This is a genomic window from Streptomyces sp. KPB2, assembly GCF_003950055.1.
Classification (GTDB): Bacteria; Actinomycetota; Actinomycetes; order Streptomycetales; family Streptomycetaceae; genus Streptomyces; species Streptomyces salinarius.
The window spans coordinates 7,230,706-7,242,094 of record NZ_CP034353.1; the positions used below are offsets into that span (position 1 = coordinate 7,230,706).

An 11,389-nucleotide genomic window follows, 5' to 3' on the forward strand; every position below is an offset into this window, starting at 1 on the left:
TTCGCTACGGCAACTCGGGCAGGTCCTCGGGGTACAGCAGCGTCAGGTCGTCCGTGCTGGGGTCGGACAACTGAGCGACCCGGCTCGCGTGCCGCTCCACCATCGCCTCGAAGGTCTGGCGGGCGGTGCGGCCGTTGCCGAAGGCCGGGCCCTTGGGAATCTCCGTGAAGTACTTCGTCAGCGCCTCCGACGTGCCCGGTCCCAGCCGGTACTCGTGCTCGTCGGCCTGCTGCTCCACGATCCGCAGCAGCTCCCCGGGGCCGTAGTCGCCGAAGGTGATGGTGCGTGAGAAACGGGAGGCCACACCGGGGTTGACGGACAGGAAGCGCTCCATCTCCGCCGTGTACCCGGCGACGATCACCACGACCGCCTCCCGCTGGTCCTCCATCAGCTTGACCAGCGTGTCGATGGCTTCCTTGCCGAAGTCCCGGCCCGCGTCCTCGGGGGAGAGGGCGTACGCCTCGTCGATGAACAGCACGCCGCCGTGCGCCCGCTGGAACGCCTCCTGGGTGCGGATCGCCGTCGAGCCGATGTGCTCGCCCACCAGGTCCACCCGGGACACCTCGACCAGGTGACCCTTGTCCAGCACCCCGAGCGAGGCGAGGATCTCGCCGTACAGCCGGGCGACCGTCGTCTTGCCCGTGCCGGGCGAGCCGGTGAAGACCAGGTGCCGCTTGACCGACGCGGCCTTCAGGCCCGCCCGTTGCCGGCGCCGCCCCACCTCGATCATGTCGGTCAGCGCCCGCACCTCGCGCTTGACGCTGTCCAGGCCCACCAGGGCGTCCAGTTCGCCCAGGACGGCCTTCGAGGTCCGGGCGGGCTCCGGCGGGGCGGTGGCCGCGACCAGGGGCTCCTGCTCGGTGGTGCGCTGCCCGGGGATCGACCCCAGCAGACCGGGGGACTGGGCCGCCGTCTGCACCACCGGCTCGGGCGCCGCGGCCGGCGCCGTCAGACCGGTGCTCTCGTCGCTGGTGCAGTCCTCGACCAGCGGACCCGAGTCGTACGCCGTGTCGGGACCGCCCTCCGCGAACTCGAACCCACCGCGCGCGCACCGCTCCGTGCGGCACTTGCGCAGCGTCGTACGGCACCCGTCGATGACGTGGAAGCCGTACCCCGCGCTGCCGGTGACCCGGCAGTTCAGGAAGCTGCCGCGGCCGCCGGCCGACACGTAGACGCCCGCCTCGGAGGGGGAGTCGACCGTGCAGCGCTCGATGGTGGGGTCGGCGCCCTTGGTGACGATCACACCGGTGCGATTGCCGTCCAGGGTGCAGTTGTTGAGGGTGCCGCCGCTGCCGTGGTCGCGGAACCAGGCGCCGGTGGCGGCGTCCCGGATGCGGCAGTCGTCGAGCTGCGCGGTGGCGCCGTCGCTCACCGACACGGCGGTGTTGCGCACCTGGGAAAGATCGCTGTCGACGACGTCCGCGCGCGAGCCGCGGTCAAGGACGAAGAGTGCGTCCGGCACGTCGTGCACCCGGCAGGAGTCGAGCACCGCCGTGGCACCGTCGGAGACCCAGACCGCCGGGTAGTCGCCGGTGCTGTCGAAGATCTCGCACTGGTTGGCGTCCACGCGCGTGCCCGGGTCCCACACCGACAGGCCGTTGCGCCCGAACTGCCGCACGCTGGTGCGGGTCAGGGTGAGGACCGAGCGGGACCTGAGGTCGACCGCGTTCTCCGGGATGTCGTGGATGCGGCAGTCGGCGAGGGTGAGCACCGCGTCCGTGTCCAGGGTGACGCCGTCGCCGGTGGTGCGGTGCACGTCGCAGTCGGTCAGGTGGGCCGTGGCCCGGCCGGTCACCTGCACGCCGCTGCCCCGGACCTCGTAGACCTCGCAGCCCACCGCCTCCAGCGCGGAGCCCTCGCCCGTCGCCGTCAGTCCGGAACCCGCGGCGTGGTGCACCCGGCAGCGCTCCAGCCGGGGGTGGGCGCCGGAGCGCACCGCGACGCCCGCCTGCCCGGCCGCCACGACCTCGCACTCCTCGAACACGCCGCCACCGCCGTCCAGGACGGCGATGCCGACACCGGCCGGATTGTCGACCGTGCAGCGCCGCACCGTGGGACGCGCGCTGCCGCGCACCTCTATCCCGGAGGCGGACCGCGCGACGACGCGCAGACCCAGCAGCTCCGGCGTACCGTCCTCGACCAGCACCGCGGGGGCCGCCGCGTCCTGGCCCTCGACGTGCAGGTCCTGGATCACCGCCGAGGCGCGCACGGTCAGCGGGACACCGTCGGTGGGCGCGATGCGCACCGAGCCCTGGGCGCCCTCGGGTCCGCGCAGGGTCACCGCCCGCTGGACGACGAGGTTCTCCCGGTAGGTCCCGGGGGCGACGGTGAGGACGTCACCGTCGGCCGCTGCCTCCAGGGCGGCGGCGAGCGATGCGTACTCACCCGTGCGGCGCCGCCACCGCGAGGTGCCGGTGTGCGTCACCTGGACCGTGCCCTGTGCCATGGCGTTGCTGTGCCCCCACCTCGTCGTACGCGGGTCGTCGCCGATTCGGTTCGGCCGGTCCACCGTAGCGTGCGCGCAGGTGGTGAGTTGACCGGAGGCGGAAGCCCGTCAACTGCCCGCGCCGGTCAAGCCCCAGTCCGGGCCCGCCCGCTCCCACTCCTGCTCCAGGCGTGCGTACCGGCGGCGGACCATGCGCCAGACCACGATCCGCCGGAGAGCCTCCACGAGGGCCGCGGCCGCCACCGCGGTGCCGAACCCGGCGAGCACGGCGTGGGTGGTCGCGGTCGCGGAGTCCAGCGGGCGGGCCACCTCACGGCCCCGCGCGTCCGTCCAGATCGCGAACCGGTCGCCGCTGCGCGGGTCGTCGAGGCCCACCAGGACGGGAGCCTCGTGCCGTGAGCCGTCCGGCCCCGTCCAGCCGGCCAGGACACGGCTGCGCAGGTCTTCCCCCGAGGTGCCCTCCGGGTCGACACTCAGGGGCGAACGCTCCAGGGGACGGACCACGGTGGCCGTCACCCGGTGCCGGGACTCGTGCTGTTCGCGCACCGACCGCTGCAGCGCGCTCTGCGCGGCGCCGCCCACGAGGGCGCCGATCACAGGAGCCACGGACAGCATCAGCACCAGCGCCGTCAGCGCCACCCAGGCCTCGGCCAGGTCGCTCGCGCGGCACAGGGGATTGCCTCGCCAGCGCCAGAGACCTCTGATCGCTCGCACGCCCACGCCCCCTTCCCGCTCAGCTCCGCCTCCCCCCCCGCCGAGCCGTCCACACCGACCCCGGCCCGGGCCGGACCGCGGGAACGTGCCGCCCCCGCTCGCCGGCCCGGGCCGGACGGGTTCTCATGAACCTCTCATCAAGCCCAACGCGCGGACCCCGCAACGGGTTCCCGTCGCAGGGCCGTTCGTCCGGAACGCGGGCCGGTGCCGTGCGTCCGGTGCGAACGGCCGCGCGTCACTCGACGATCCGCACGGGATCGCCCACCCTGACCGTGCCGCCGCCGAGGGGGACCAGGTTCTGTCCGAAGACCAGCCTGCCGTCGACGCGTCGGTGCCGGCCGAGGCTGTGCAGGGGCTCGGAGCCGCGGCCGGCGGTCTCCTGGTCGGTGGTGGTCACCACGCACCGCCCGCACGGCTTGGCCACCCGCAGGACGACCTCGCCGACGGCGACGCGCGACCAGGTGTCCTCGGCCCAGGGCGCGGTGCCGGACACGACCAGGTTCGGCCGGAAGCGGTTCATGGGCAGCGGGCCCTCGTCCGCGTGCTCGCCCCGTGCGATCAGCGAGTTGAGCGCGTCGAGCGAGGCCGTGGTGGTCAGCAGCAGCGGGAAGCCGTCCGCGAAGGAGACGGTCTCGCCGGGCCGCGCGTACTCCGGGTCCACGGGGCGGCGGGTGGCCGGATCGTCCAGGTGCACCAGCCGGACGTCGGCTCCGAGCAGCGCGCTGCACCAGGCGTGCGCGGCCTCGTCCTCGGCGGGCAGTGCCTCGACCTTGTCCCGGAAGATCCGCACCGTCACGCTGCCCGGCGCGCGCGGGACCGGCACCGTGAGCGGTGCCATGCCGGGCGCGGACAGCCGTACGCCGCCGCCGGGCATAAGCTCGGCGGCGGCCAGGGCGAGGCGCGGCTGCGTGCGTTGCGTGACGACCTTTCCCCCGTCATCGATCAGCATCCAGCGTCGGTCTCCGGCCGGCCCCCAGGGCTCCACGACGGCCTCCTGGAGCGACAGGCTCCGGAAGGCCTTGACCGGATGGACGTGGATCGACCGCAGTCGCGCGTACCCCATGGGGTCATCGTGCCAGGTGGCACCGACAACCCCGGGGACGGCTCAGTAGCCGCGGTACTGCTGCTGGTTGTACGGGTCCTGGTACGGCGCGGGGGCCGGCCGGGGAGCCGCGGGACGCATCGCCTCGTACCCCGCCGGGCCGGGCGCGGCCGGGCGGGGCTGCTGCGGCTGCTGGGGGCCGGGGTATCCGCGCGGGGCGGTCGCCTGGTGCGGGATGTACGCGGCCGGGGCCTGCTGCAGCGGGGCGGGCTGCGGGGCCTGCTGCGGATATCCGTAGGAGGGCTGCGAGGGGCCCGCCGGGAGGGCGGGCAGGGCGGACGGCAGCGCGGGCAGATGGCTGCTGCTCGGCATGTCGTACGCGGCGGGGACCCGGATCGGGGCGATCTGCGGTGTGCCCCGTTCGGCCACGAGCGAGTCGTAGATCGGGGTGTCCGGGAAGGAGGCGGAGTAGTAGCCGCCGCCATAAGTGGAGCGGGGGGAGGTCATGGCCATAAGTTAAGCCCACGATGTGCTGGTTGGGGAGACCGATAAGAGGGTTGTTTTCCGTGTCCGCAGTGACCCGGCATCCCCAATGCGAGCGAACTTGGCAAAATGGGGCGTCATGCCGCGCGTTTTTGCGGTAAAGGCGGAGTTCCGGGCGGGTTACCGGCGGTTGACCGAACCTTCTGCCGCACTCCTCTCCAAGGGCGGGCGGCCCGGAGAATAGGTTGGGCGTCGAAAACTCGACGATTCGCCGGGAAGCGGCCCGGCTCGGTGACACGTGATGGGGGCGGACATGTCAATGTCGAAAGGATCGAACACCCCGGTGCCGACGACGGCACTGCGGGTCGAACTGGGCTGGCGATCCGGCCCCGGCGTGCCCGACGCGGACGCCTCCGCCCTCCTCCTGGTGGGCGGCAAGGTCCGTTCCGACGCGGACTTCGTCTTCTACAACCAGTCGGCCCACGCCTCCGGCTCGGTCCGCCACGAGGGCAAGCGGGACGCCGGCGGCCGGGTGACCGACAGCCTCCTCGTCGACCTCGCGCGCGTGGAGCCCGCGATCGAGACCGTGATCCTCGCCGCCTCCTCGGACGGCGGACCGTTCGGACAGGTCCCCGACCTGTACATCGAGGTCCGCGACGCCGCGCGGAACACCGTCGTCGCCCGCTTCGACAACCCGGGCGCGACCGTCGAGACCGCCTTCGTGCTGGGCGAGTTCTACCGCCGGCAGGGCGCCTGGAAGTTCCGCGCCGTGGGCCAGGGGTACGACAGCGGACTCGAGGGCCTGGCCACCGACTACGGCATCTCCGTGGACGAGCCGCAGCACGCACCGCCGCCGGTGCCTCCCGCGCCGGTGACACCACCCGCACCGCCCGCACCACCCGCACCGCCGGTCACGATGCCACCTCCCGCGCCTCCGGCGCCTCCCGCGCCCCCCGCGCCTCCCGCGGCTCGGCCGTCGGCCGCCGCGCCGCCCCCGTCGGCCGCGCCGCCCTCCGCCGCGCCGGTCCGCCTGACCAAGGTCACGCTCACCAAGTCGGCCCCCTCCGTCTCGCTGACCAAGCAGGGCGGCACCTCGGGCGCCATGCGCGTCAACCTCAACTGGCAGGTGCGCAAGCAGTTCTCGGGCTGGGGCCGCAAGCTCGGCCGCCCGGTCGCCATGCACGACGACCTCGACCTCGACCTGTGCTGCCTGTACGAACTGAGCGACGGCAGCAAGGGCGTCGTCCAGGCACTCGGCAACGCCTTCGGGGCGCTGCACCAGCCGCCGTTCATCCACCTCGACGGCGACGACCGCACCGGCGCCGTGTCGACCGGCGAGAACCTCACCATCAGCCTCGACCACAAGCAGTACTTCCGGCGCATCCTCGTCTTCGTGACCATCTACGAGGGCGCCCGCTCCTTCGCCGACCTGCACGCCACGGTCACCCTCCAGCCGCAGTACGGCGCCCCGGTCGACTTCTCGCTCGACGAGTGCACCGTGCCCTCGACGGTGTGCGCCCTCGCGCTGATCACCAACACCGGAAACGACCTCGTCGTCCAGCGCGAGGCCCGCTACCTGGTGCCCGATCGCGGGGTGAGCCCGCAGCGGACGGTCGATTACGCCTACGGCTGGGGCATGAACTGGACCCCCGGCCGCAAGTGACCCGCTCCGGGGCGGGTGTTCAGCCCTCCTCGGTCACCGCGTCCGGACGGGCGTAGGTGCGGCCCTTCCAGGCCGCGCCGCGCCCCCGGTAGTGCTGCACCGCCGAGTCGACCGTCATCAGCAGATAGAGGAACGCGGTGAACGGCAGCAGCGGCGCGAGCCACCGGGGCTGCCGGTAGTAGCGCAGCATCGGCAGATATGTCCCCGCCATCACCAGCCAGGCGGCGGCGCCCAGCAGGGCCGTCGTGCCCCGCCCCGCCGCCAGGCCGACGCACACCGAGGCCGGCGGCACCAGGTAGACCAGAGCCAGGCCGACCACCGTTCCGGCGAGCACCAGGGGGTTGTGCCGCAGTTGCGCGTAGGCGCTGCGCGAGACCATCCGCCACAGGTCGTGCAGCCGCGGGTACGGACGCACGCTGTCCACCCGGTCGGCCAGGCCCAGCCAGATCCGGCCGCCCGTGCCCTTGACCGCGCGGGCGAGGGCCACGTCGTCGATGACGGCCTGCCGGATGACGTCCGGGATCCGCGCCCGCTCGGCCGCGTCGGCCCGCAGCAGCACGCACCCGCCCGCCGCGGCCGCCGTCCGCGTCCCCTTCTCCCCCTCGCTCCCCGCGCGGCCGCCGCCGATCCACCGGAACGGATACAGCTGGGCGAAGAAGTAGACGAAGGCCGGCACCACGAGCCGCTCCCAGAGGCTCTCCACCCGCAGCCGGGCCATCTGGGAGACGACGTCGAACCCTCCGGTGCCGGCCGCCGACACCAGTGCGCGCAGACTGTCCGGCGCGTGCGCGATGTCGGCGTCGGTCAGCAGCAGGTACTCGGGTTCACGCGCGCGTGCCAGGTCGATGCCGTGCCGCACCGCCCACAGCTTGCCCGTCCAGCCGGCGGGCGGCTCCCCGGGCGAGGCCACGGTGAGCGGCAGTCCGCCGTGCCGCCGGGCCAGCTCGCAGGCCAGCTCACCCGTGCCGTCCGTGCTGCCGTCGTCGATCAGGATGACCTCGGCCCGCCCCGGATAGTCCTGGGCGAGCAGCGGGGGCAGGCTCGCGGGCAGCACCGCCGCCTCGTCGCGCGCCGGAACGACGACGCACACCGCCGGCCACACGCCGGGCTCCTCCCGGGCCGGGAGCCTGACGTCCGTACGCCAGAAGAAGCCCCGGGCGAGCAGCAGCCACAGCCAGACGGCGAGGGAGAGGGCTGACCCGAAGGTCACGACGGTCACGACGGAAGTCCACGCATCGGCGCTCACGTGCGCAGTCTGCCCCACGGCACCGGCCGGTGGCGGCCCATCGTCTATGGTGGCCGGGTGAAGATCGCGCTCATGGACTCCGGAATCGGTCTGCTGGCGGCCACCGCCGCGGTACGACGGCTGCGACCGGACGCCGATCTCATCCTCTCCCTGGACCCCGACGGCATGCCCTGGGGCCCGCGCACCCCCGAGGACCTGACCGGACGCGCCCTCGCCGTGGCCGAGGCCGCCGCAGCCCACCGTCCGGACGCCCTGATCGTCGGCTGCAACACCGCCACCGTGCACGCGCTGCCCGCGCTGCGCGCCCGCCTCGAACCCGGGGTCCCCGTCATCGGCACCGTCCCGGCGATCAAGCCCGCCGCGGCGGGTGGCGGCCCCGTGGCGATCTGGGCGACGCCGGCCACCACCGGCAGCCCCTACCAGCGGGGCCTGATCGAGGAGTTCGCGGGCGGGGCGTCGGTCACCGAGGTGCCGTGCCCGGGACTCGCCGACGCCGTCGAGCACGCCGACGAGGCGGCGATCACCGCGGCCGTCGGTGCCGCGGCCGCCCTCACCCCCGACGACGTGACGACCGTCGTCCTCGGCTGCACCCACTACGAACTGGTCGCCGAGCGCATCCGGGCCGCCGTCCAGCGCCCCGGCGCCCCGCGCCTCGTCCTGCACGGCTCCGCCGGGGCCGTGGCCGCCCAGGCGCTGCGCCGCATCGGTGCCCGGCCCGACCCCGGCGCCCCGGCGGCCGGCACCCTGACCGTGCTGCTCAGCGGACGAGAGGGCACCCTGCCCGCGCCGGCGCTGGCCTACGACGAGGGCAGGCTCCTGCACGCGGTCACGCCGGCCCGCTGACGGGCGCGCCCGCCCGGTCGGCCCAGTCACCCTGCGCGACGAGGTACCCGCGCAGCGAAACATGAGTAACCTCATATCCATGAGGCATCGCCACGGCGAGACCGTCCCCCAGTCGAACGTCTGGACCGGCCGTGCCACCAGCCGGATCCAGTGGTTCCTGGCGCTCATCGGCGCCGCCTGCGTGGCGCTCGGCATCGCCCTGGCCGTCGAATCGGCCTGGGAGTCCGGCGTCGCCCCGCTCGCCATGGCCGTCGTCGGCTGCATCGCGGCGGGACTGCTGGTCCTGTTCGGCACGCTCGCGTTCGTGCACGTCGCGCTGAGAGTCGACGAGGACTGCCTCGAAGTGCGCTGCGGCCACATCGGCGTGCCCCGCCGCCGCATCCCCCTCTCGCACGTCGCCGGCGCCGAGTTCGCCCCGCACGTCACCCCGCGCCACTGGGGCGGCTGGGGCTACCGGTGGCGGCCCGAGCGGGGCACCGCCGTCGTCGTGCGACGCGGGGAGGGTCTGATCCTGCGGATGTGGGACGGCCACACCTTCACGGTCACCGTGGACGACGCCGAGGCCGCCGTCCAGGTCATCAAGGACCGGCTGCGCCCGAAGACACCGGGCCCGGCGCACTGAGCCCACCGGGCGCACCGGGCCGCCGGCGCGCGGGCGTGGCAGACGACGCCGCACGGGCCGCCCACAGCCCCGCGACCTCCCGGGACCGTCCTGTCAGCGGGCCGGGCACCCGCCGTACACTCCGGGGGGTGACAGCCACCGCAACCTCCGTCGGCGCGTCGGACCGTACGCAGCCGCAGGCCACGCCCGCCTCGCGGGCCGCCGCGCGGCTCCTGCGCCTCGTCCCGGCCGCCGCCGCGGCGCTCTCCGGAGTGCTGCTCTACGTCAGCTTCCCGCCGCGCACCCTGTGGTGGCTCGCGCTGCCCGCCTTCGCCGTCTTCGGCCGGGTGCTGCGCGGCCGCGGCTGGAAGGCGGGCCTCGGCCTCGGTTACCTCTTCGGCCTGGGCTTCCTGCTGCCCCTGCTGGTGTGGACCGGCGTGGAGGTCGGCCCCGGCCCCTGGCTCGCCCTGGTCGCGATCGAGGCGCTCTTCGTCGCGGCGGTCGGCGCCGGCGTCGCCGCGGTGTCGAAGCTGCCGGGCTGGCCGGTCTGGGCGGCGGCGCTGTGGATCGCGGGGGAGGCCGCACGCGCGCGTGTGCCCTTCGAGGGCTTCCCCTGGGGCAAGATCGCGTTCGGTCAGGCGGACGGTGTGTTCCTGCCGCTCGCGGCGGTCGGCGGCACCCCGCTGCTCGGCTTCGCGGTCGTCCTGTGCGGCTTCGGCCTCTGCGACGCCGTCCGCCTGGCCGTCCGGGCCCGCCGGGGCGGCGAGGTGCGACGCGGCGCCGCGGCGGTGGCACTGCTCGGCGTGGCCGTCCCCGTCGTGGGCGCCGTGGCCGCCCGTCCGCTGGTCAGCGACGAGGCGGAGGACGGCACCGCGACCGTCGCCGTGGTCCAGGGCAATGTGCCGCGCGCGGGCCTCGGCTTCAACGCCCAGCGCCGGGCCGTCCTCGACCACCACGTGCGCGAGACGCTGCGGCTGGCCGCCGAGGTGAAGGCGGGCAAGGTGGCACGTCCCGACTTCGTCCTGTGGCCCGAGAACTCGTCGGACATCGACCCCTTCGCCAACCCGGACGCGCGCGCGGCCATCGACCGGGCCGCCAAGGCCGTAGGGGTGCCCATCTCGGTCGGCGGCGTCGTGGAACGCGACGGCAAGCTGCTCAACGAGCAGATCCTCTGGGACCCGGACAAGGGCCCCGTCGACACGTACGACAAGCGGCAGATCCAGCCCTTCGGCGAATACCTGCCCCTGCGCTCGCTCATCGGAGCGATCAACGACACCTGGACCACCATGGTCAGCCGGGACTTCAGCCGGGGCACCGAGCCCGGCGTCTTCACCATGGCCGGCACCAAGGTCGGCCTGGTGACCTGCTACGAGGCGGCCTTCGACTGGGCCGTGCGCTCCGAGGTCACCGACGGCGCCCAGATGATCTCGGTGCCCAGCAACAACGCGACCTTCGACCGCAGCGAGATGACCTACCAGCAGCTCGCCATGTCCCGGATCCGGGCGGTCGAGCACAGCCGTACCGTCACCGTCCCGGTGACCAGCGGCGTCAGTGCGATCATCATGCCGGACGGCAGGATCACCCAGAAGACGGGCATGTTCGTGGCGGACTCCCTGGTCCAGGAGGTGCCCCTGCGCTCCTCCGAGACGCCCGCCACCCGGCTCGGCATCGCCCCCGAGATCGCCCTGGTGCTGGTCGCCGCCGGCGGGCTGGGCTGGGCCGTCGGCGCAGGTGTGCGCGGGCGACGCGCCCGTGACGTGTAGCCGTACGCCCGTCGCACGCCCCGTGACATCGGCGGGAGCGGCCCGTCCGCCCCGTTAGGGTCGGGCCCATGACTACTCCCGATTTCATCCGCGACCTGCGCGCCTCGGCCGGACACCAGTTGCTGTGGCTCCCCGGAGTCACCGCCGTCGTCTTCGACGACGAGGGCAGAGTGCTGCTCGGCCGGCGGTCCGACAACGGGCGCTGGTCGCTGATCGGGGGCATCCCGGAACCGGGGGAGCAGCCCGCCGCCTGCGCCGTCCGCGAGGTCGAGGAGGAGACCGCCGTCCGGTGCGTCGTCGAGCGGCTGGTCCTCGTGCAGGCGCTGAAGCCGGTCACGTACGACAACGGTGACGTCTGCCAGTTCATGGACATCACCTTCCGCTGCCGGGCCGTGGGCGGCGAGGCCCGCGTCAACGACGACGAGTCGCTGGAGGTGGGCTGGTTCGCGGTGGACGCGCTGCCCGACATCAAGGAGTTCGGGCAGACCAGGGTCAAGCAGGCCCTGTCCGACGCCCCCGCGTGGTTCGAGCCCGCCGGTCCGGCCTGAGGCACGGGGCGTGCCCACGGGCGGCAGCACCCCGTGCCGG

Annotated in this window: 10 protein-coding genes; 5 read left to right on the forward strand and 5 right to left on the reverse strand. The window is 74.0% G+C overall.

Annotated elements, in window-relative coordinates; translation table 11 throughout:
- Positions 1 to 4: 4 nt before the first annotated feature.
- From D1J63_RS32735 to D1J63_RS32750, 4 genes are all read right to left on the reverse strand, one after another.
- Positions 5 to 2,446: a right-handed parallel beta-helix repeat-containing protein gene (locus D1J63_RS32735; protein WP_164713073.1), complete on the reverse strand. Its 2,442-nt coding sequence runs from the start codon at positions 2,444 to 2,446 to the stop codon at positions 5 to 7.
- Positions 2,447 to 2,554: 108 nt separating this feature from the next.
- Positions 2,555 to 3,160, reverse strand: a complete 606-nt coding sequence (locus D1J63_RS32740) for a hypothetical protein (protein WP_102931865.1) — start codon at positions 3,158 to 3,160, stop codon at positions 2,555 to 2,557.
- A gap of 235 nt (positions 3,161 to 3,395) precedes the next feature.
- Entirely contained in the window at positions 3,396 to 4,223 is an 828-nt protein-coding gene (locus D1J63_RS32745) for an MOSC N-terminal beta barrel domain-containing protein (protein ID WP_125633928.1), read from the reverse strand.
- Positions 4,224 to 4,265: 42 nt separating this feature from the next.
- A complete protein-coding gene (locus D1J63_RS32750) occupies positions 4,266 to 4,709 on the reverse strand; it encodes a DUF6643 family protein (protein WP_061447215.1) in 444 nt (147 codons plus the stop codon).
- Between the two features lie 295 nt (positions 4,710 to 5,004).
- Here D1J63_RS32750 and D1J63_RS32755 point away from each other — a divergent pair, with 295 nt between their 5' ends.
- Positions 5,005 to 6,348 carry a TerD family protein gene (locus D1J63_RS32755; RefSeq protein WP_125633930.1) on the forward strand — a complete coding sequence of 448 codons (1,344 nt, stop codon included), beginning with the start codon at positions 5,005 to 5,007 and terminating at the stop codon, positions 6,346 to 6,348.
- 19 nt (positions 6,349 to 6,367) lie between these two features.
- On the opposite strand, the gene D1J63_RS32760 is transcribed toward D1J63_RS32755, so the two are convergent.
- The gene (locus D1J63_RS32760; RefSeq protein WP_164713074.1) at positions 6,368 to 7,567 is read right to left on the reverse strand and encodes a glycosyltransferase; all 1,200 of its coding nucleotides are present in this window, start codon (positions 7,565 to 7,567) and stop codon (positions 6,368 to 6,370) included.
- An 84-nt stretch (positions 7,568 to 7,651) separates the two neighbouring features.
- Between D1J63_RS32760 and D1J63_RS32765 the strand changes: the two genes are divergently transcribed.
- The 4 genes from D1J63_RS32765 to D1J63_RS32780 all read left to right on the forward strand — a co-directional run bounded on the left by D1J63_RS32765 (position 7,652) and on the right by D1J63_RS32780 (position 11,349).
- Positions 7,652 to 8,437, forward strand: a complete 786-nt coding sequence (locus D1J63_RS32765; RefSeq protein WP_164713075.1) for an aspartate/glutamate racemase family protein — start codon at positions 7,652 to 7,654, stop codon at positions 8,435 to 8,437.
- 79 nt (positions 8,438 to 8,516) lie between these two features.
- Complete coding sequence (locus D1J63_RS32770; protein WP_102931861.1) at positions 8,517 to 9,059, forward strand: hypothetical protein; 543 nt, start codon at positions 8,517 to 8,519, stop codon at positions 9,057 to 9,059.
- Between the two features lie 128 nt (positions 9,060 to 9,187).
- Positions 9,188 to 10,801 carry an apolipoprotein N-acyltransferase gene (lnt, locus tag D1J63_RS32775; protein WP_125633936.1) on the forward strand — a complete coding sequence of 538 codons (1,614 nt, stop codon included), beginning with the start codon at positions 9,188 to 9,190 and terminating at the stop codon, positions 10,799 to 10,801.
- Positions 10,802 to 10,869: 68 nt separating this feature from the next.
- A complete protein-coding gene (locus D1J63_RS32780) occupies positions 10,870 to 11,349 on the forward strand; it encodes an NUDIX domain-containing protein (protein WP_102931862.1) in 480 nt (159 codons plus the stop codon).
- Positions 11,350 to 11,389: the final 40 nt, after the last annotated feature.